The following is a 20,438-nucleotide window of genomic DNA, read 5'->3' as shown; positions in this document are numbered from 1 at the left end:
CGGGGTCAGCTTGCCCGGATTCGGGCCGCCGGCGCGGCAGAATCGCCAGGGTGCTGCTGGTCCTCCTCGTCATGGTGCTCGCCGCCGCCGCGGCACTCGCGACCGGTGGACGGTTCGGACGGCTGGCCGGCAACTCGCTGGCCGGCGTGCACTGGCTGGCAGCGGCCGCGATCGGCCAGCTCCTCGGTTCCCTCTTCGGCGGTACGGCGTACCCGGTCGGGCTGATCGGCTCGGCCGTCTGTATCGCCGTGTTCCTCCGGCTGAACCTCCGTCACCCAGGCGTCGGGCTGCTGGCCCTCGGATTCTTCAGCAACGCGCTTGTGGTCGCGGTGAACGGCGCCATGCCGGTGGCGGTCGATGCGCTGATCCGCGCGGGCGTTGGGGACGCCGTGGTCAGCGATCCGCGCCACGAACTGGCCGACGCGACGACCCGGCTGCCTTGGCTGGGAGACGTCGTACCGGTGGCTCTGCCGGGCTTCGGACAAGCTGTCAGCCCTGGCGACGTACTGATCGCGGCCGGGGCCGCATTGCTCCTGTACGCCGGAATGGGCGGATCTGGCCGGGTCCCGGTAGAGATTGCGCCGATGTGGGACGAGCTCGAGCCCTGTGCCGGCACTCCGGCGTTGTTGCGGTTGTCCTCAGAAGCGGAAGCCGCGGCCGATCACCCGGCGGAGTGACTCGACCACGACCGGGTCGTACTCCGCGCCGATCCCGAGGCCGATCGACTCCATCGCCTTGGCCGGCGACTGTCCGTTCCCCTCGCCGACCAGCTGTTCGTAGGCCAGGGCAACGTTAACGATTCCGCTCTCCACCGGGATGTCGGCGTTGTTCGCCCGGCCGTGCCGGTAGGGATCGTTGGAGTGGCGGACGATCTCCGCGACGTGGTCCAGCACGCCCGACCGCTCGATCACCGAAGCCCCGATCGCTGCCGCCCGTTGCCGCTCCTCCCGGGTCCGCAAGAGCGAAGCGCCACCCGGACTCGGATCCGCCAAGGCCAACTGGCCGACGCCGGACAGCAAGGCGGCGTACTCCAACGCCTCCATGCGCGCCAGGGTCAACCCCAGGTCGTATCCCAACGCCACCGCCAGCTGGGCGGTCCGCGCGTTCTGCCCCGGGCTGCTGAAGCCGGCGATCTCCGTGCTGCGAGACATCGAGCGCACCGTGGTCCGATACGTCCGTTGCGCCGACGCGAAGCGCCTGAAGGCGAACTGCGTCAGGAACAGCGGTACGACGACGAGTGGTGGTCCCCAGAGGCCGAGCAGCGACGTACCGATGGCCAGCAGGATCCCGCTGATCGCCATGGCCATCCCGATCCGCGCAGCGATGGCGGTCTCGTCCCGCAGTGCGGCCGGGAACGGCTGGTTGAACCTCTCGGTCGCCTGCCCCGCCCCGATCAGCGCGTCCAATCCCATCGCCGTGAGGACCGCGAGGAGCATCGCACCGGTCAGCGAGATGGCCGCGCCCCACGAAGTGTCCCAGTAGAGGTCGGACGGCGTCACCGCCGCGAACACCGCGGCCGCTCCCGCCACCGAGAGCACGCGCCGCGACGACACCACTAGATCCCACCGCAACCCAGCCAGCATCCGCGGCAGCACCCCGGCCAGCGTGGCCAGGCCGGTGACCGCGATGACTTGGGCGACATCGGGAGGAATCCCGACCTCCGGCGGCCGCAGCAGCGCGTACCCCAGGGCGGCACTGGTGGCGATCGGGGCGCGGTTCCGGCTCCGATCCACCCGGAACTGGATCATTTCGCCAATCGCGACCAGGAGGCCGAAGGTCAGCGCGTACGGCCACTCCGTGACGCCGCGGCGGACCGTGATGGCGACCGCCACGAGCCCCAGCACCCCGCCGGCGACCACGACAACGATGCCGCTGCCCATCCGCCGCTCATCGGATGCTTCCAGGCTGACCATCAGGCGTCCGGTCCGGCGGCCGAACCGGACGCGCCGCCGGCGCTGCCGAGGCTGAGGTCGTCGTGATCGATCGTGGCGCGCACGCTGCCGTCGGGAGCCGGCTGATCGGCCGCGGCCGCCTTCCAGCCGTGCTTGCGGATCACCTCGACGAACGCGTCGACGAGCCGCGGGTCGAAGTGGGTGTAGCGGTCCTGCAACAGGATCTGCAGGGTCTCCTCGACACCGCGGGCAGGCCGGTAGGAGCGAGTCGAGGTGAGACAGTCGAAGGCGTCCACGATGCCGATGATCCGGGCGAAGTACGGGATGTTCTCACCGGCCAGGCCGGCCGGGTAGCCGGTGCCGTCGTACTTCTCGTGATGGTGCAGAACCGCGGACTTCACTTCTTCCAGGAACGGGATGTTCCCGATCAGCTCGACACCTCTGGCCGGGTGCAGCCGGATCGCATCCATCTCGGAGTCGTCGAGCCGGCCGGGCTTCTGGATGATTCTGGTCGGCACTCCGACCTTCCCGACGTCGTGCAGCAGTCCGGCATGCTCCAGGGCGAGCTGGCGGTCGTCGTTGAGGCGGATGTGACGCCCGAGCATGCCCACGCCCGCACTCACCCGCTCCGAGTGACCGCGGGTGTACAGGTCCTTGGTCTCGATGACCTCGATGAAAGCACGCATGGTCGCTGCCTGAGCGTCGCGTTCCGCTTCGTACAGCGATAGAGCCCAGCGGGCGACCACCAGCGGTACGACGACCAGGAACACCGCGACGATGCCCAGACCACCGATCCAGACCACGGCGAGCAGAACGCCGAGCAGCCCGTAGCCGGTCATCGGGATCACGGTGGGCGCAGCCGCCTTCCGCAGGAAGGTCAGCGGCGGCGTGCCACCACGATCGAGCCACAGCACCAGACACATCAGGGCGGCGTTCACCGAGAGCCAGGTCACAATGGCCGCGAACCCGGAAACCGTTGCCTGTCCCGGCGCGTCCAACACGGCGTCACCACGAACACCGCCGGTATGGACGTACACGAGGCCGGCAGCAGCAGCGCACAGAACCGCCTGTGCGCCGTTGAAAACCCGTCGCATCAACGGCACGCGACGGTCTTGGGTCAGGGGAAGCAGAATGGCGACAACGACCGTTGCCGCAGGCCCGGACAACAGGAGGAGGGCGATACAGACCACGTGGTCGAGGACGGCCTTCACAGGTCCGACCTTGGAACGAAGCAGTACACCCACCAGCAACAACAGACCCAGTGCCACGGTCGGCACGTCGAGCCTGGTTTTGAACAACGCCACGGCGAGCACCAGCGTGGCGACAGCTGTGCTGATCGCCACCGTCAGACGGAGCGGCCAGCGGCTGTTCACCCGTGAACTCTAACCTTCACCACTCCCAACCGTCACTACCGAACACGTCAGGTCACCTCCGATCAGCGGTCGCGGTCTTGTTCCCTGGTGTGGTCAAGGAACAGGGGGGCAGACAGCACATCGCTGACTCGTCATGATTTTGCCTTATCAGGCGCGCCGCGAAACACTGTAAGCCAGACCGTGACCCGCCGCACGACGCGAAGTGCTGGGCATGGTATGAGAGACTGTGACTCTTTGCAGTTGTTTCAAGGAGGCTTAGGAATGGGCAAGACCGGCCGCAAGCGCCGCGCACGCAAGAAGAAGGGCGCAAACCACGGTAAGCGCCCGAACGCCTGACGGCAGGCGACTACGCAAAGCGAGGACCCCGGCAAAAGCCGGGGTCTTTGCAATTTGGTCACATCTGGCAGCAGACCAGCTTTACCTGAGGTCTCGTATTCGGAGAGTCTTCGACCGCATACTGAATGCTAGTTTCAAACAAGTGTTGGGTATTCGGGCCGATCCTCGCGGTCACCGTCGATGCCGGTCAGCTGAACCGGTCCAGACGTCCGCCCCTGAACCGCTGCAGTGCGGTGCCGATCACAGCCGGTGTGGACAACCTCTGCGGCCGGTCGGTGGATCCTCCTACAGTTAGGCCCGATGTCCCGCACCGACCGTAGCCGGGTGGGGTCCTACGAGTGAGGGAGGTGGGTGGGCTGTCCACCGCGAGCTTGAGCGAACTGCTGCGCGGGTTCCGGGCCAAGACCGGGCTCACCCAAGCGGCCCTGGCCGAAAAGGCGGGGCTGAGCGAGCAGGCGATCAGTGTGCTCGAGCGCGGCACCCGGAGCCGGCCGCGGATGGACACCATCCGGTCACTGACCGCTGCCCTCGGCCTGAGCACGGTCGAGGCCGAGGAGTTCCTGGCCGTTGCCCGCGGCAAGAGCCGCAAGCCCCGGGCGCTCCCGTCGGCCCCGGATGCGACGCCCGCGAGCGACGCGATGCCGATGCCATGGCAACTACCTCCGGCCGTCCCGGACTTCACCGGCAGAATTGCTCAGATCGAGGCAATTCTCTCGGTGCTGCGCGTTCCCGCCGGCGTGACGACGAACGACGCCGTCGGCCTGGTCACCGTGACCGGCATGGGCGGCATCGGCAAGACGGCACTCGCCGTGCAGGCCGCGCACAAGCTGGCCGACAGCTACCCCGACGGCCATCTCTATCTCAACCTCCGTGGCTATGGCCCGGGCAAGCCGATGACGACCGGCGACGCGTTGCGCCAGTTGCTCCGCTCGCTCGGTCTCGACGCTCAGCTGATCCCCGACGGCGTCGAGGAAACCGCCGCCTTGCTGCGATCCCAGCTCGCCGGCCGCCGGGTGCTGATGCTCCTCGACAACGCCGCCGACGTCGCGCACGTGCTGCCGTTGCTCCCCGGAAGCCCGGGGTCGGCGGCGATCATCACCAGCCGCGGTTCGCTGGCGACGCTGGCCGGCGCACGCCAGATCCGTCTCGACACCCTGTCGGCGTCGGAGTCGGTCGAGCTGCTCACCGGGGTCATCGGTCAGTCCCGGGTCGCCGCCGAGCCGGACGCTGCCGAGATCCTTGCCTCCTTCACCGGTCGCCTGCCGTTGGCCGTGCGACTGATCGGTGGCCGGCTCGCGGCCCGCCCGTCGTGGCCGATTCAGCATCTCGTCGATCTCCTCCACGACGAGGGGCGCCGGCTCGACAGCCTCGGCTCGGACGATTCCGGCGTACGCTCCAACATCGCGAGCTCCGTGCGTTTCCTGGAGTCGAGTGATCGCGAGCTGGATCGCGAGGCCGCGCGGGCCCTGCCGTTGCTCAGTGTTCCCGACGGATCCGATCTGCTCACCGTTGTGGCCGCCCACCTGCTCGGCCTTCCGGTCCGCCGGGCCGACGCGATCCTCGAACGCCTCGTCGACCTCAACCTGCTCGAGTCCGTCGCCCCCGAGCGATACCGCTTCCACGACCTCATCCGCGCGTACGCCCGCGAACAGGCTGACCTCTCCCTGACCCCCGCTGATCGCGACGCCGGCCTGGAACGCGTCCTGCGCTTCTACATCGGCTTCGCTTGGGCGTGCCAGGCGAAGACACACCCGGCCAGCCCGCGGCTCGCGCTGGCGACGGTCACCTTCACGCCGCCTCCGGTGATCACGGACGCGGAGTCCGCGCTGAGCTGGCTCGACGCCGAGCAGCGAAATCTGATGGATCGCTACACCCAGGCGACCGCCTCGTCGCTGTCCGGATCGGCGTTGTTCCCAGAGCTCGTCCTGTCGCTGTTCGGTTTCCACGAGTCCCGATCGCGGTGGGTGGAGATGCGCGAGATGGGGCTTGGCGCGGCCGACCTCGCCGGCCGGCTCGGCCTGCGGACGGTGGCCGCCTGGCTGGAGCACGACAGCGGCATTCCCGAAGTGGAGAACGGAAGCCTCGAGGTCGGCGCCGACCATCTGCTCAAGGCCCTCGGGATGTTCCGGGCGCTCGGGGACCGACCTGGTCAGGCACGCGCGGCAACCTCGGCGACGCACGTGCTCGGCCGGCTGGATCGAGTCGCCGAAGCGCTCGAGTTCGGCACCGAAGCACTGCGGCTCAGCCAGGAGCTCGGCGAGCCGACCGTCGAGGGGGTCTCGTACGTCGCTCTCGGAGGCCTGTACGACCGCAACGGCGACTACGCGCTCGCGGACGAGGCCTTCCGGCACGGGATCGCGCTCGCGGAGCGGTCGGCCGACCTTCGGTCGGTCGGCAAGAGATACCTCAACATCGGCTTCTCGCATCTGCTCGTCGGTCGTTCCCAGGACGCGATCGAGCCGTTGCACCACAGCATCGAGGCAGGAAAGCGGTCACGCAACGACGATCTGCAATCGCAAGGCTGGCAATGTCTGGCCGCCGTGTACGCGAGTCAGGGGCATTACCGCAAAGCGCACGAATGCATCGAAGAAGGCATCCAATTGGTGCGCCTGCTCGGAAATCGGCTGCGCGAAGGATGCTTCCTGCTCGAACACGGCAAAGTCAGCGCCGCGGCCGGCGATTCGGCCGCCGCGGCCCAGTACCTGCGGTCCGCGGTCGCCGTCCTGCAGGGCATCTCACCACATTTCGAGGCGGCGGCCGTGGACCTGCTCGAGGTCGTCGAACAGGGCCAGAAGTACACCTACAGCTTTGACGACTCGCAGGTCACCGGGCGGATCGCCCGGACCACGAATTCGACGACGACCAGCTAGAAGTCAGTCGGTGGTGATGGTGGTTTCCACCTGGATTTGGGTCAGGCGTAGGAGGATTTTCTGGCGGAGCGCGTCGGGGGCGTGGTCGGAACCGCAGGAGCGGTGGACCAGCTTCTTGACGCAGCGTTCCAGATCGTATTGGTCCAGGCAGGGGGCGCACTCTTCGAGGTGCTGCCGGATCTCGTCCGTAGTGGCGTCTTCGAGTTCGTTGTCGATGAAGACGTAGACCCGCTGCAGGATCTCGCTGCAGTCGACGTCATGGTGCTCGCCGCAGCTCACGACTCCTCCTTCTCCGCGATCGCGTCGGCACTCTCGTCCGACGTGGGGATCAGGCCACGATCCCGGGCGTAGTCGCCCAGCAGCTCACGCAGCTGGCGCCGGCCCCGGTGCAGCCGCGACATCACGGTGCCGACCGGCGTGCCCATGATGTCGGCGATCTCCTTGTACGCAAAGCCCTCGACATCGGCCAGGTAGACGGCCAGGCGGAAGTCCTCCGGGATGGACTGGAGGGCTTCCTTGATGTCGGAATCGGGCAGGTGCTCGAGGGCGACCGCCTCGGCCGACTTCAGGCCGCCGGGAGTGTGTGACTCGGCGGCGGTGAGCTGCCAGTCCTCGATCTCCTCGGTCGGTGACTGCGTCGGCTGGCGCTGCCGCTTGCGGTATCCGTTGATGAACGTGTTCGTCAGGATCCGGTACAGCCACGCCTTCAGGTTGGTGCCCGGCGTGAACTGGTGGAACGAGCTGTACGCCTTCGCGAAGGTGTCCTGCACCAGGTCTTCGGCGTCTGACGGATTACGGGTCATCCGCATCGCCGCGGCGTACATCTGGTCCAGGAACGGCAGCGCCTCGCGCTCGAAGCGCGCGGTCCGCTGCTCGGGTGTCTCGGTGGTGGTGGGAGTCGGCATCGTGATCGAGAATACCGGGGTCTTCCCAGCTGTCCTCGCCGGAGCCTCACTCATCGCCATCATGTTCGTCACAACACGCCCCGCGACCGGGCCATTCCCGCTCACGGACGGGTTCAGCGGCTGACCACTATCCGGACACCTCGCGGCTGACCCATTCGAACACAGCTTCGACCAGCAGGTCGTAGGTCTCCTGCTGATCCAGCTCCGCGCGCTTCGGCACCTTGAAGGAGTGGTCGCCGTCCGGTACGACGGCCATCTCGGTGAGCGGCGGGAACTCCTCGGGCGTCCCGAACGGATCCCGCTCCCCCTGGACCACCAGGGTCGGCAGCCCGGCCGCCTGCAACTCCCCCACGCGCGACTTGTCCGGCTTGCCCGGCGCGTGCAGCGGGAACGACAACGCGAGTACGCCGGACGCCCCCAGGCTGCTCGCGGTCCGGCAGGCCACCCGGGCGCCCGCACTGCGGCCACCGATCACCAGTGGCGTGCGGACCCGCAGCTGGCCGATGATCGCGATCCAGGCCTCGTCGAGGATCTTCGGAGCCGGCGCGAGCTTCTTCCCGGCGCGGCGCCAGGGTTGCTCGATCAGGAACACGTTGATGTCCTGCTTCGGCAGCCGGGCGGCCAGCGCGACCAGGTCACCGGACTCGATCCCGGCCCCGGCGCCGTGACCGAGGGCCAGCGTCGCCACCGGCCGCCGGGCCCGATGCGCCACGATCCGGGCCTCACCGTGCGGCGTCCCCACAATCCGTTCGTCGGTCACCCGCCCCATCCTGTCATCCGGACAGGTAAAGAGGTGGGCGCGAAACGGTCAGAAGAGGGTGGTCTCCTCGGGAGTGGGTGGTTTGTCGATCGGGTCCACGCCGTCGGGCGGTAGTGGGTCGAGGAGGTGGGGGCCGTTGTTCTTCACGGAGCTGACGGCCTTCGAGACGGCGTACGCCTCCAAGCGGCCGGGCGCTGCGGGGACCAACAGCTCGAGCAGATCGTCAGGATCCGACGACAGCGGGTCGAGCCAGGCGTCGTACCGCTCGCGCTCGACCAGGAGCGGCATCCGGTCATGGATGCGGCCGAGGTCGTCGGTGGCCGTGGTGGTCAGGACGGTGCAGGTCCACAGCCAGGCCTCGTCCTTGTCCGGGTCCTCGACCGACTTATCGCGCCAGATCTCGTACAGCCCGGCCATCGCCAGGACGCTGCCGTCGGCCGGATGGATGAAATACGGCTGCTTGACCGGCTTGCCGTTCACCTTCTCCTCGGCCGTGTACCACTCGAAGTAGCCGTCGGCCGGCAGGATGCAGCGCCGGGCGGCGAAAGCCTTCTTGAAGGCCGGCTTCTCCGCGACCGTCTCCATCCGCGCGTTGATCAGCCGGTTCCCGATCGAGGTGTCCTTGGCCCACGACGGGACCAGCCCCCACTTGACCGTGGTCAGCTTGCGGATCGTCTCGTCGGGGACCTCGCGGTTCTTCCGCTCGACCACGGCGATGACCTGATCGGTCGGCGCGACGTTGTAGTTGTCCGGTAGTTCCTCGACGGACTCGCGGACGTTGCCCGCCTCGATCTCGAACTCCACGACGAGGTCCGACGGGTCCCGGCTGGATGCATACCTACCGCACATGCCACCCAGACTAGAGCGGACGACGGACAAGCGGCGACGGATCGCCTACCCCGTGATAGGCGATCCGCCGCCTGCTGATGCGTCCGGGCACCCCCCTGTTGGCGTCCGGACGCAGGTCCTAAGGTCTGGCCAGCTCGTCGAGAACCCTCCCGGCCATCGCGTCGGTCGAGGGCAGGCCTTCGATCCAGATCCGGGCCAGCTGGGGTACGTCGGTGTCCAGCCGCCACTGGGTGATCAGCGCTCGTACCGTCGCGACCTGCTCCGGCAGGTTCGGCTCGCGGCCGACGAGCGCCGCCGCGCGGCGTGAGCCGACGCGGCCCAGTACGTCACCGCCGCAGAAGACGATCCGCAGGCACTCCGCCACGTCGACCAGCCGGAGCTCGCGGTCGAACGGCGTCGTCCCCGGGGGATTGAGCGGCTCGACAACCACCAATGCGTGGGTCTGCGGTACGGAAGTGCCACGGAACTCCGCCTCTCGATAGAGCTCGCCGAGCCGGGATCGCAGGTGCGCCAGGCTGGACAGCCCGGTCAGCGGGTCCTCGCAGGACAGCGAGTGCAGGTAGACCAGGGAGGCCTCGGCCCAGCTGGAACTGAGTGCGCGTACCGCCTCGAAAGCCGGCTCGCCCCCGGCGATCGCGCGGTACAACGCACTCAGCCCATCAAGTGCCTCCACCAGTGAGACTCCGTCGGCCGCCAGCCGGCGTCCGACCTCGTCCGATGCAGGCACGACATCGGCCCCGTCCCGCAGCGCCTCGGCAATCGCGAGATAGGCGCTGTGGTCGAGACCAGCTGTGCCGTGCGGCTCCCTCCGTCCGCACGGTTGCTCTGTTGAATCAAGGTGGGAAGACGACGCCTCCGGCCGGGTCCGGGCGGGCGACCCCGCCAGGTTCAGGGACTTGGCTGGACGCAGGTCGAGCCGTCGGCGGAGATCCGCGAACAGCGACATGGCCCTCCTCGAATAGCCCCGTCAGTCTCCCGACCGGTCGGCCGGAAGCGTCGTTCGGAGGTGAGACAGGCCGTGACGCAGTTCATGACGCGGATTCGCAGAACTTTTTTCGCGTAACTTCCGGGCTGGTCTTCTCGTCAGGAAAGGAGCACAGTTCCGCGTCAGGAATGGTGCGCGGAGCCGTCCCACGTGGGAGCCTTGTCCTCGGCAACTATGTGACGGACCGTGACAGGGTCGGCCACGGGCCGCAGTCGGGACACACGGGGAGACAGATGGAGACGCCGGAAGGGCCGAGCGACGCCGAATTGATCGCGCGCGTCCGCAACGGCGACCTCGAGGCGTACGGCGAGCTCTTCGGCCGCCATCACCACGCGGCCGAGCGGATGGCCCGTCAGCTGGTCCCGGCCAACGACGCCGACGACCTGGCCAGTGACGCGTTCGCCAAGGTGCTGGACGCACTCCGCGCCGGCGGCGGTCCGGACATCTCCTTCCGCGCGTACCTGCTGACGACGATACGGCGGGTGCACGTCGACCGGATCCGGTCCGGTCGGAAGGTGACGGCCACCGACGACATCGCGGCGTACGAGCGGGAGCCGGAGACCTTCGACGACCCGACCGTGACCGGGTTCGAGAGCGGCGCGGCGGCCAAGGCGTTCGCGAGCCTGCCCGAGCGCTGGCAGGCCGTCCTTTGGCACACCGAGGTCGAGGGTGAGAAACCGGCCGCGATCGCTCCCCTGCTCGGCCTGACCGCGAACGGCGTGTCCGCGCTGGCCTACCGCGCCCGCGAGGGTCTGCGGCAGGCGTACCTGCAGCAGCATCTGGCCGATGTCGCCGGGGACCGCTGCCGCTGGACGACCGAGCGCCTCGGCGCCTATGTCCGCGGCGGACTGACCAAGCGCGAGAACCGCAACGTTCGTGAGCACCTGGACGACTGCGCGAAGTGCACCGCGGTCTACCTCGAGCTCGTCGAGGTCAACAGTGCGCTGCCGGCGCTGCTCGCTCCGGCCCTGCTGGGCACCGCGGGCCTCGGCTACCTGGCCGCCGCGTCCGGCGCGAAGGTTGGCCTGGTCGGATTCGTCGCCACCGGCTGGAAGAAGGTCACCGAGAACAGCACCCGGTCGGCGATCGGCGCGGGAGCGGTCGTGGTCGTCGCGGTTGCCGCCGTCCTGGCGGCGATGGCGCTGACCGGCAACGACACTCCCCCGGCGGCGATCAACAAACCCCCGGCGCAACAGCCGACGCAGCCGCCGGGCCAACAACCGACACAGCCGCCGACGGTGCCGCCGGTCAAGCCGCCGACGGTCAAACCGCCGTCCACGCAGCCGACGACCGCTCCGACCACTGCGCCCACCACTGCGCCGTCGACCGAGCCGACGACGCCGACGACGCCGACCCCGACGACCGAACCGACCTCGACCCCGACACCGACGGAGCCGACCCCGCCGTTGCCGACGACACCGATCCTGGACGAGGGCCTGCTGACGATCACCATGCCGAGCGGCGGCGGCGCCCCGAGCGACCGGGCCGGCGGCTCGGAGGCCGCGGCGGGGATGCGCTTCGTCCTCACGATCAAGGTCCCGGACGGCAACGCCGACCCGGTCACGATCGGGTTCAAGTTCGGTGCCGCGCTGGGGTGGCCGCTGACCGGCAACCCGAGCGGCTGGACCTGTAACAAGGCAGCCAGCACCTGTACGGCGAACAACCCGGCGGCGCCCGCGCCGATGCCGGTGACGTTCGACACCCCGGCCGGTGGATCGGCGGCCGACCGCACCTTCACCGTCTCGGCCAAGACCGGCCGGCTGTACGACGACGACTCGGAGACGCTGACCGTTCCCCCGCGGACCGACGAGAACCTGCTGAAGATCCTCGACGGCAAGGCCGACCCTGACGTCCACCACCGCATCCTGACCGTTGCCCCCGGCACGGACCGGACCAGTGTCACGCTGAAGATCAGCTACGGCTCGGCGCTGGAGTGGCCGATCGCCGCGAACCCGGCCGGCTGGAAATGCTCGGCCAAAACCAAGACCTGTACGGCGCTGACCCCGACGCGACCGGCTCCGCTTCCGGCCGACTTCGCCGTACCATCCGACGGCTCGGCCGCGGCCAGGACCTTCACGGTGGCCGCGACGGCCGGGCTGGTGAGCGACACCGACTCCGAGGTGCTGCCGGGGATCCAGCAGGACGAGTCGCTGCTGCAGATCATCACGCCGACCCCGCAGACCGATCCGAACCCGTTCGTCTACAACCGGTTCCTGAAGGTCAACGGAGTGTCGAACCAGCGCGTGACGCTGGACATCTCGTGGGGTCGCAACCTGTCCTTCCTGTCCGCGCTGGACAAGGGGTGGACCTGCTCGCGGTCGACCGACGTCCGGCGGGCGACCTGCTGGACGGACAACTACCGCAAACCGTTCGACTCCGAGTGGACCGCGTGGTTGCCCGGCACCGGGACGAACAACCAGATCACCGTGCACGCCCAGGTCGGCGGCCGGGAGGACACCGACTCCGTGCAGATCCCGCCGTCGGACTCCCGCCGGTAAAACCCGGTTGCCGGCTGCTCTATTCTGGAATTGTTCGCGCTGACGGAACCGAGTAGCGCCGTACGCCACGTCCGAGAGAGTCGCCGGTTGCTGTGAAGGCGGCACGTGGAGCGGTCGCGAAGACACTCCCGAGCGAATGCATGGCAAGAGGCCGGACCTGGGCACGCGCCCGATCCGGTGAAGGTGTGGTGGCACCGCGAGATCCCCTTCGCCCACACCTCCGGGGTACGAGAGACAACCTGGAGGTGAAAACAGCGATGCGCATTCTCAACCATGAGATCCCCTCAGCAGTAGGCCGAACCGTCACGGTGGCCGGCTGGGTGCACCGAAGACGACGGCTCGCCGCCGTCAGTTTCCTGATCCTGCGCGACCGGTCCGGCCTGAGCCAGATTGTGGTCAAGCAGCCGGAAACCCAAGCACAGCTGCACGAGCTCGGTGAGGAGACCGTGGTCCAGGTGACCGGTACGGTCGCCGCCAACCCGCAGGCTCCCGGTGGTGCGGAGATCGTCGACCCGGTGATCGAGCCGCTGACCGAGCCGGCCGCGACTCCGCCGATCGAGCTCTGGCGACCCACGGTCGGCGCCGGGCTGCCCGTCGTACTGGACAACGCGCCGGTCGCCTTGCGGCATCCGGCTGTGCGAGCCGGGTGGGAGATCGCCGCGGCCGCCCTGCACGGGTTCCGTTCTGCTGTGGACGGTCAGGGCTTCACCGAGATCCAGACGCCGAAGATCGTCGGTACGGCGACGGAGTCGGGAGCCAACGTGTTCGCGCTGGACTACTTCGGTGGCCCGGCGTACCTGGCGCAGTCGCCGCAGTTCTACAAGCAGACGATGGTCGGGGTGTTCGAGCGGGTCTTCGAGGTCGGTCCGGTGTTCCGGGCCGAGCCGCACGACACAGTCCGGCACCTGGCCGAGTACGTCTCGCTGGACGCGGAGTTCGGGTTCATCCAGGACCATCGCGACGTACTCGTGGTCCTGCGGTCGACCATCGCCGGGATGCTGGCCGCGGTCGGCGAACGGGCCGGTGGCGCGCTGGAGCGGCTTGGGGTGGAGTTGCCCGAGATCCCGGTCGACGTACCGGTCGTGCACTTCAGCGAGGCGCTGAAGATCGCCGGTGCGAACCCGGACGAGCCCGACCTGGCGCCGGCCGACGAGCGGGCGATCGGCGAGTGGGCGCTGCGCGAGCACGGCAGCGACTTCGTCGCGGTCGAGGGATATCCGATGGTGAAGCGGCCGTTCTACACGCATCCGCAGCCGTCGGACCCGCGCTGGTCGAACTCGTTCGACCTGCTGTTCCGCGGCATGGAGCTCGTCACGGGTGGGCAACGTCTGCACCGCTGCAGTGACTATGTCGCGGCGTTGGAGGCGCGAGGTGAATCGCCGGACGCTCCGGCGTACAGCTCGTACCTGCAGGCGTTCAAGCACGGGATGCCGCCGCACGGCGGGTTCGCGATCGGGCTCGAACGGTTCGTGGCGCGGTTGACCAAGGCCGAGAACGTCCGCGAGGTCACGCTGTTCCCCCGCGACCTGCACCGCCTGACGCCGTGACGGACACCACCGCGTCGGTTGTCGCCGAGCTGAACGTTGCCTTAGGCACCGAATATCGGCTGGTGCGGGAGCTGGCCGGTGGTTTCCAGTCCAGTGCGTACGAGCTCACCGACGGCGCGGCCCGGGTTGTCCTCAAGTGGAGCGACAACCCGGGCTGGGCCCCGCGGGTCCGGCGGGCGGCCGAGCTGGTCCGCCGGGCCCGGGTCGTCGGCTACCCCACGCCGGAGTGGCTCGCGGTCGGGACGACCGCAGCCGGATCGCCGTACCAGCTGCAGGACTTCGTCCCCGGCAGCGCGGTCCGCGACGGGTCCGCGGTCGACGAGCACCTCGCCCGCGAGCTGATCGGGATCTGCGAGACGCAGCGGGACCTCGTCCCGGAGGACGAGACGAACTGGTCGGCGTGGGCCGCCGGGGTCGTCTTCGACGGCTGGGACGGGGTGTGGGCGCGGGTCCGCGATTATGGCGGCGAGGAGACCGACCTGCTCGAGCGGTACGACGCGCTGTGCCGGCCGTACCGTGGTCACGCGCTGCCGAGCGACGATCTCGTGCACGGGGATCTCAATGTCGGCAACCTGATTGTCGACAATGGGCGGATCGCCGGGATCATCGACATCGAGGCGGCCGGCGGTGGGTCGCGCGCGTACGACCTGGTCTCGCTGGCGACCTCGGCGGCGCGGGACGGTGCACCGGACGGGATCGACGAGGTGTTCCTGGAGGCCGCGCTGCGGGCGGGTGGCCGGGCCGCGGTCGCGGTGTGCGCGGCGGCGGCCTACGTGAGTATCGCGGAGTTCGTCCACACTCGCTCGAAGGGCTCGCCGGTCCTGATCCTGCACGGGGCCCGCCGAGTGCTCGAACTGCTCGATGCATGATGTGCGCATGCTGAGTGAGGTGGAGCGGGCGGTTCTCGCGGCGGTGGACGACGAGCGGATCGTCGAGGAGCTGAGGGAGTTGGTGCGGATTCCGAGTGTCGACGGGACGGCCGCGGAGAGCGACGTACAGGCGTGGTGTGCGGAGCGGCTGTCGGCGCTTGGTCTGATTGTCGACAACTGGCGGGTCGACATTCCTACGCTGGCGGCTGACCCGGAGTTCCCCGGGATGGAGGTCGCGCGGGACGAGATCTCGGGTTGTGTCGGCGTGCTCGGAGGGGACGGGACGCCGGGGCTGATCCTCAACGGGCATGTGGATGTGGTGCCGCCGGGTGGAGTGTGGCCCGACGGCGATCCGTTCTCGGCGCGGGTCGAGGACGGGGTGATGTGGGGACGCGGCACGTGTGACATGAAGGGTGGCGTCGCGGCGATCCTCGGCGCGGTGGCGGCGATCGTTGCCGCAGGCATCCAACTGCGGAAGCCGCTGGCGGTACACACGGTGGTCGGCGAGGAGGACGGTGGCGTCGGGGCGTTCGCGACGTTGCGCCGCGGGCATGGCGGTGACGCGTGCCTGATCGCCGAGCCGACCGCGAGGTGCGCGATCCCGGCCAACTCCGGCTCGCTGACGTTCCGGCTGGAGGTGCCGGGACTGGCGACGCACGGCTCGACGCGGAGTCGTGGGGTGAGCGCGATCGAGAAATTCGTGCTGATCCAGGAGGCGCTGCAGTCCCTCGAGGCGTCTCGAAACCGCGATCCTCATCCTTTGCTGACCCATCTCGATCTGCCCAACCCGCTGTCTGTCGGCACCGTGCAAGCCGGCGACTGGGCCAGCACTGTGCCTGACCTGTTGATCGCCGAGGGCAGGTACGGCGTGCGCCTCGGGGAACCGCTCGCCGACGCGCGAGCAGCTTTCGAGTCCGCGATCGCCGATGCCTGCGCGAAGGACGACTGGCTTCGCGACCACCCGGTCGCGGTGACCTGGCCGGGTGGTGAGTTCGCGTCCGGGCTGTTGCCCGATGGCGATCCGTTGCTCGCACAAACCTTGGCGGCCGCGACTGACGCGGGTGCTCCGACACCTGACGTCAAGGGAGCGCCGTACGGGTCGGACCTCCGGCTGTACGCCGCCGCCGGCATCCCTACGTTGCAGTACGGCCCCGGTGATGTCCGTTACGCCCACGCCACGGACGAACACGTCGTCCTCGCCGAGGTTCTGCACGCCGCCCGTACGTACGCCCTGCTGGCCGTCCGTCGCTGCCTCTGAGTGATACAAATCCACCATGGCGCCGTTGCGGGGACGTTCCAGCGAGCTCGGGCGGCTGCTGGAAGCGCTGCGGGCGGCCGCCGACGGGACCGCCGCACTGGCCGTTGTCAGCGGTGAGCCGGGCATCGGCAAGTCCGCCTTGCTCGCCGCTGCCGTCGAGCAGGCCGAACGCCACGGCTTCCTGATCGCCACGGCGGCAGCACACCAGGCCGACAACATCAGCCCGCTCGCTTCCCTCGCACCAGCCCTCCGCGCCGGCCGGCACCCCCTGATCGACACAGAGCACTTCCTGGAGCTAGCCGCGCTCAACTCCCAGCCGCTCTGGCTGGCCGAACGCCTCGCCGACCTCGTCGGCCGCCGCCTCGACGGCGTCCCCGCGCTGATCGTGCTGGACGACGCCCAGTGGTCCGACCCGCTCACCGCCTTCGTTCTGCGCGTTGTCGTCGCCCGTCTGGCCAACTCCAAGCTGCTCTGGCTTGTCGCGACCCGGCCGGCTCCTGGCGGGGTGACCGACCAGCTGACCGATGCCGTCCGGACACAGGTCCCCGTCCATGCCATCGACCTCGCTCCGCTCTCCGCTGACGCCATCCAGGACATCGCCACGGATCTGCTGGCCCGTCCGGTCGACTCCGCGCTCGCCGCGCAGCTGGCCGGCGTCCAGGGCATCCCGTTCCTCGCCGAGCAGCTCATCGCGGGGCTGTACCTCGGCAGCGGCTCCCACGAGACCGGTCCGCTGCCGACCGGCCTGGTGGAAGGCGTACGGCGTCGTACGGGCGGGCTGTCCGAGGTCAGCCGCACCCTGGTCCGGACGGCGGCAGTCTTCGGCAGCGAGTTCCGCCTGGAGGACGTCGCCGTACTGATGAACGAGCCCGTCGCCAGACTGGCCGAACCACTCGACGAAGCGATCCAGGCCGCACTGCTGACCGACGCCGGCGCCGTACTGCGGTTCCGCCACGAGCTACTGCGGTCAGCCGCGCTGGCCGACGTACCGCCGTCGGCCCAGCGCGCCCTGCACGGCGCCATCGCCGACCAGCTCCTGTCCAAGGGTCGAGGGGCGGCTGCGGCTGCACCGCACGTCCTGGCAGTGGCGCAACCGGGTGACACGGCAGCCATCACCACCCTGCGCGAGGCGGCCCGCGATCTCCTCGCGACCATGTCGACCACGGCCGCCGAAGTCATCCAGGAGGCGTTCGGCCTCACGCCGGTCGACGATCCGCTGCGAGCGGAGGTCGGCGAGGAGGTGGTCAGCATCCTCCTCAAGGCCTGGCAGTACGACCGGGCCAAGGCCTTCGCCGACGACCTGCTCAGCGGGACCGCCCTCTACCTCGGACCGATCACAGCGGACCTGCGGGCCGTCGTCCGCCTCCACCTCGCGCCCCGCCAGTGGTCCATCGCGCAACTGGACCCGACCGACCTCGCCGTCCCTGGAGCCGCACCACACCTGGCCGAACGCCTGGCGGCCTACCGCGCACTGGCCGGCGTGGAGCCTGCGGGCACACCCGCCGACCCGATAGCGCGTGCGGTACTGCAGGTGGCCGCGGCAGAACGCGCGCGAGCGGCGGGCAAGTACGCGGAGGCCCGCGATCTGTACGTCGCCGCGCGGCAGGTGACACCGGGTCTGGGCAGCCTGCCGGCGACGCTGGTCGAGGTGGGCGAGCTCTACTGCCGGGCGGAGACCGACGAGTTGCCGCAGTCGCTGCAGCGGGCGCGCGAGCTGCTGACCGGTGGTGACTCGTTCGCTGCGCCACTGCTGGCGGTGCTCGCGGCTCGGCTGGAGTACGCCGCGGGGAATCTGCAGGAGGCCGAGAACGCCGCCAGTACTGGACTGCGCTGGATGAGCCAGTTCCACGACAACACGTTGGCGCCGGTGGCGCATCAGGTGCTCGCGCTGATCGCCCTCATCCGCGGCCGGCTCGCTCAGGCACGGGAGCTCGCGGGCCACGATCCGACGATCAATGCGCTGCTTGCCATCGCCGACGGCGACACCAAGGCCGGCGGGCGGCTAAGCGACGTACCGCAGGACTTCCCGGCGCGGATCGACGTACTCGTCCAAGCCCAGGCCGCGGACCTGCTGGCAGAGCAGGTGGCGGCCAGTCCGTCGGCCGCGTTCCGTGGAGCCTCGGATCTGGTGGCTGCGGGCAACGATCTGAAGCTCCTGGCCGCAGCGACCGAGCTGCTCCGCACAGCGCACCGACCGCTGCTGCTTGCGCGAGCCGAGGAGGTCTACGGCCGGTCGGAGCTGGAGTCCGGCGATCGCACGACCGGCATCGCCACCCTGGAACACGCGCTCGATTCCCTGACGGCACTCGGCGCGACGGCGCCCGCCGGCCGGATCCAGGCCGTGCTCCAGGCGAACGGCGTACGACGACGCCGCTGGGCCGCCGTACCACCGCGAGCCCAGGACGGCTGGGAGGCGCTCACGCCGATGGAGCGCCGAGTCGCGCTGCTGGTCGCGGAGGGGCACACGAACCGCTCGGCGGCCGAGGAGCTCGTCGTCTCCGCGAGTACGGTCGGCACTCACCTGCGGTCCGCGTTCGGCAAGCTCGGGGTGAACTCGCGGGTGCAGCTCACCCGCCTGGTGCTGGAGCGCTTCGCCTCTCCCCCGAACGCATGAGATTTGGGTGCACCACCGCACCCGGCGGCTCGAAAGCACCGTGACAAGTTCGGGTGTTCGGTCGATCCGGCGGATCGGGCCGAAGCGGTTTCCTTCTAGCAAGCCAACTGAAGGAGATCGAGAAAGATGAGTGAGAAGACCCCCACCGTCGTTCTGGTGCACGGTGCGTTCGCGGAGAACTCGAGCTGGGCCGGAGTGATCGCCGAGCTGACCAACCGCGGTATCCCCGCCATCGCCGTCGCCAACGAGCTGCGCGGCGCCGCCCTCGACGGCAGCCGGGTCGCCGCCCAGGTCCGCGAGATCGACGGCCCGGTCGTCCTGGTCGGGCACTCGTACGGCGGTGCCGTGATCACCGCCGCCGCGAACCAGGCCGACAACGTGAGCGCGCTGGTGTACGTCGCCGCCTTCCTCCCCGACGAGGGCGAGAGCCTGCAGGATCTGCTCGGCAGCTTCCCCGCCAACGACTTCGCCTCCGGCCTGGTGCCGCACACCCTGCCGACCGGCGACGGTGGCGAGGAGACGTACCTCAGCATCGCACTGGACAAGTTCCGCGCCCTGTTCGCCGCCGACGTCGAGGACGCGGAGATCCTGCGCCGGACGCAGCGACCGATCGCCGCCGCGGCGTTCGACGAGAAGGCCGGTACGGCGAGCTGGAAGCGACTGCCCGTCTACGACCTGGTCGCCACCGGCGACGAGGCGATCCACCCCGAGGGCCAGCGCACGATGGCCGCCCGGGCGAAGGCCACCACGATCGAGGTCGACGGCTCGCACGCGGTCGCCGTCTCCCAGCCCAAGGCCGTCGCCGACTTCATCGCGAGCGCAGTCGAGGCAGGTGCGACTCGATGAAGCTCCGCCGCCTCGGCGCTCTCGTCGCCGCAGCTGCACTCCTGCTGACGGGCGCGACCACCGCGACCGCTCAGACCGAGCACGAGCAGAAGCCGACCATCGTCCTCCTGCACGGCGCGTTCGCCGACGGAGCCAGCTGGTCCGAGGTGACCAGCCGGCTCCAGCGGGACGGATACCAGGTCGTCGCCCCCGCCGTACCGCTCCGCGGGATCGCGACCGACACGGCGTACCTGACCGGTGTCCTGAACGGCATCCCAGGCCCGAAGGTCCTCGTCGGTCACTCGTACGGCGGTGCGCTGGTCAGCCAGCTCGCCGGGACCAGCGGGGTCAAGTCGCTCGTGTACGTGGCGGCGTTCATCCCGCAGGCCGGTGAAACGCTCGGCGCACTGAACTCGAAGTACCCGGGCAGCGAGATCGGACCGGACACCACCAACGCGATCAGCTATCCCGGTGGCGTCGACCTCGTGATGAAGCCGGAGTCGTTCCGGCAGGTCTTCGCCGCCGACCTGCCCGCCCGGCAGGCCGCCGTACTCGGCGCGTCCCAGCGCCCGGTCAACGCGGCGGTCTTCGAGGAGCCGATCGCGAAGACAGCCCCGGCCGGACTCCCGAAGTACGCCGTGATCCCGACCGGAGACCATGCCATCGCCCCGGCCGCCGAGCGCTTCATGGCCGACCGCGCGCACGCCACCACGGTCGAGATCTCCGGTGCCTCCCACCTGGTAGCCCTGTCCCACCCGAAGGCAGTGGCCACGCTGATCGAACAAGCCGCCCGCTGAACCCCACGTCGGCCGGGCCGCACCCCCCCGCCCCGCCGACGCCCGCTCAGGCGGGTGGCA

The 20,438-nt window shown here is 69.4% G+C and carries 16 protein-coding genes; 9 read left to right on the top strand and 7 right to left on the bottom strand.

Annotated elements, in window-relative coordinates; translation table 11 throughout:
• The first annotated feature begins 50 nt into the window (after positions 1–50).
• Entirely contained in the window at positions 51–677 is a 627-nt protein-coding gene (locus AB0E63_RS14065) for a DUF5317 domain-containing protein (RefSeq protein ID WP_360365285.1), read from the top strand.
• On the opposite strand, the gene AB0E63_RS14060 is transcribed toward AB0E63_RS14065, so the two are convergent.
• Both AB0E63_RS14060 and AB0E63_RS14055 read right to left on the bottom strand, forming a co-directional pair.
• On the bottom strand, positions 639–1,913 hold the full coding sequence (locus AB0E63_RS14060; protein WP_360365283.1) for an HD domain-containing phosphohydrolase: 1,275 nt from the start codon (positions 1,911–1,913) through the stop codon (positions 639–641). The genes AB0E63_RS14065 and AB0E63_RS14060 overlap by 39 nt on opposite strands.
• Positions 1,913–3,265 (bottom strand): HD-GYP domain-containing protein, encoded by a 1,353-nt coding sequence (locus tag AB0E63_RS14055; protein WP_360365281.1) that lies wholly within the window; start codon positions 3,263–3,265, stop codon positions 1,913–1,915. Before AB0E63_RS14055 ends, AB0E63_RS14060 begins: the two co-directional genes overlap by 1 nt.
• Positions 3,266–3,939: 674 nt before the next feature.
• Between AB0E63_RS14055 and AB0E63_RS14050 the strand changes: the two genes are divergently transcribed.
• Positions 3,940–6,471, top strand: coding sequence for a helix-turn-helix domain-containing protein (locus tag AB0E63_RS14050; RefSeq protein WP_360365279.1), 2,532 nt, complete (start codon positions 3,940–3,942; stop codon positions 6,469–6,471).
• A 3-nt stretch (positions 6,472–6,474) separates the two neighbouring features.
• Here the strand turns inward: AB0E63_RS14050 and rsrA are convergent, their stop codons facing one another.
• The 5 genes from rsrA to AB0E63_RS14025 all read right to left on the bottom strand — a co-directional run bounded on the left by rsrA (position 6,475) and on the right by AB0E63_RS14025 (position 9,931).
• A complete protein-coding gene (rsrA, locus tag AB0E63_RS14045) occupies positions 6,475–6,750 on the bottom strand; it encodes a mycothiol system anti-sigma-R factor (RefSeq protein WP_360365277.1) in 276 nt (91 codons plus the stop codon).
• Positions 6,747–7,376 carry a sigma-70 family RNA polymerase sigma factor gene (locus AB0E63_RS14040; protein ID WP_360365275.1) on the bottom strand — a complete coding sequence of 210 codons (630 nt, stop codon included), beginning with the start codon at positions 7,374–7,376 and terminating at the stop codon, positions 6,747–6,749. The genes rsrA and AB0E63_RS14040 overlap by 4 nt, the downstream gene beginning before the upstream one ends.
• A gap of 127 nt (positions 7,377–7,503) precedes the next feature.
• Entirely contained in the window at positions 7,504–8,145 is a 642-nt protein-coding gene (locus tag AB0E63_RS14035; protein WP_360365273.1) for an alpha/beta family hydrolase, read from the bottom strand.
• 39 nt (positions 8,146–8,184) lie between these two features.
• Positions 8,185–8,985, bottom strand: coding sequence for an SOS response-associated peptidase (locus AB0E63_RS14030; RefSeq protein WP_360365271.1), 801 nt, complete (start codon positions 8,983–8,985; stop codon positions 8,185–8,187).
• 118 nt (positions 8,986–9,103) lie between these two features.
• Positions 9,104–9,931 carry a hypothetical protein gene (locus tag AB0E63_RS14025; protein ID WP_360365269.1) on the bottom strand — a complete coding sequence of 276 codons (828 nt, stop codon included), beginning with the start codon at positions 9,929–9,931 and terminating at the stop codon, positions 9,104–9,106.
• Positions 9,932–10,203: 272 nt separating this feature from the next.
• On the opposite strand from AB0E63_RS14025, the gene AB0E63_RS14020 reads away from it, so the two are divergent.
• The 7 genes from AB0E63_RS14020 (at position 10,204) to AB0E63_RS13990 (ending at position 20,378) form a co-directional block, all read left to right on the top strand.
• On the top strand, positions 10,204–12,468 hold the full coding sequence (locus tag AB0E63_RS14020; protein WP_360365267.1) for a sigma-70 family RNA polymerase sigma factor: 2,265 nt from the start codon (positions 10,204–10,206) through the stop codon (positions 12,466–12,468).
• Positions 12,469–12,725: 257 nt separating this feature from the next.
• Positions 12,726–14,015 (top strand): aspartate--tRNA(Asn) ligase, encoded by a 1,290-nt coding sequence (gene aspS / locus AB0E63_RS14015; protein WP_360365265.1) that lies wholly within the window; start codon positions 12,726–12,728, stop codon positions 14,013–14,015.
• Positions 14,012–14,884, top strand: coding sequence for an aminoglycoside phosphotransferase family protein (locus tag AB0E63_RS14010; RefSeq protein WP_360365263.1), 873 nt, complete (start codon positions 14,012–14,014; stop codon positions 14,882–14,884). Before aspS ends, AB0E63_RS14010 begins: the two co-directional genes overlap by 4 nt.
• A gap of 7 nt (positions 14,885–14,891) precedes the next feature.
• Entirely contained in the window at positions 14,892–16,142 is a 1,251-nt protein-coding gene (locus tag AB0E63_RS14005) for an ArgE/DapE family deacylase (RefSeq protein ID WP_360365261.1), read from the top strand.
• Positions 16,143–16,158: 16 nt separating this feature from the next.
• Entirely contained in the window at positions 16,159–18,756 is a 2,598-nt protein-coding gene (locus AB0E63_RS14000; RefSeq protein ID WP_360365259.1) for an AAA family ATPase, read from the top strand.
• 126 nt (positions 18,757–18,882) lie between these two features.
• Entirely contained in the window at positions 18,883–19,602 is a 720-nt protein-coding gene (locus AB0E63_RS13995) for an alpha/beta hydrolase (RefSeq protein ID WP_360365257.1), read from the top strand.
• Complete coding sequence (locus AB0E63_RS13990) at positions 19,599–20,378, top strand: alpha/beta hydrolase (protein ID WP_360365255.1); 780 nt, start codon at positions 19,599–19,601, stop codon at positions 20,376–20,378. The genes AB0E63_RS13995 and AB0E63_RS13990 overlap by 4 nt, the downstream gene beginning before the upstream one ends.
• The last annotated feature ends 60 nt before the right edge of the window (positions 20,379–20,438 follow it).

It is taken from the genome of Kribbella sp. NPDC026596, assembly GCF_040638415.1.
GTDB lineage: Bacteria > Actinomycetota > Actinomycetes > Propionibacteriales > Kribbellaceae > Kribbella.
The sequence above is the reverse complement of the archived record's forward strand: the minus strand, read 5'-3'. Positions and strand labels throughout refer to the sequence as shown.

Coding starts and splice junctions, on each gene's coding strand:
- AB0E63_RS13990 (WP_360365255.1), top strand. CDS start 19,599: ATGAAGCTCCGCCGCCTCGGCGCTCTCGTCGCCGCAGCTGCACTCCTG.
- AB0E63_RS13995 (WP_360365257.1), top strand. CDS start 18,883: ATGAGTGAGAAGACCCCCACCGTCGTTCTGGTGCACGGTGCGTTCGCG.
- AB0E63_RS14020 (WP_360365267.1), top strand. CDS start 10,204: ATGGAGACGCCGGAAGGGCCGAGCGACGCCGAATTGATCGCGCGCGTC.
- AB0E63_RS14060 (WP_360365283.1), bottom strand. CDS start 1,913: ATGGTCAGCCTGGAAGCATCCGATGAGCGGCGGATGGGCAGCGGCATC.
- AB0E63_RS14030 (WP_360365271.1), bottom strand. CDS start 8,985: ATGTGCGGTAGGTATGCATCCAGCCGGGACCCGTCGGACCTCGTCGTG.
- AB0E63_RS14035 (WP_360365273.1), bottom strand. CDS start 8,145: ATGGGGCGGGTGACCGACGAACGGATTGTGGGGACGCCGCACGGTGAG.
- AB0E63_RS14000 (WP_360365259.1), top strand. CDS start 16,159: ATGGCGCCGTTGCGGGGACGTTCCAGCGAGCTCGGGCGGCTGCTGGAA.
- AB0E63_RS14005 (WP_360365261.1), top strand. CDS start 14,892: ATGCTGAGTGAGGTGGAGCGGGCGGTTCTCGCGGCGGTGGACGACGAG.
- AB0E63_RS14025 (WP_360365269.1), bottom strand. CDS start 9,931: ATGTCGCTGTTCGCGGATCTCCGCCGACGGCTCGACCTGCGTCCAGCC.
- aspS (WP_360365265.1), top strand. CDS start 12,726: ATGCGCATTCTCAACCATGAGATCCCCTCAGCAGTAGGCCGAACCGTC.
- AB0E63_RS14040 (WP_360365275.1), bottom strand. CDS start 7,376: ATGCCGACTCCCACCACCACCGAGACACCCGAGCAGCGGACCGCGCGC.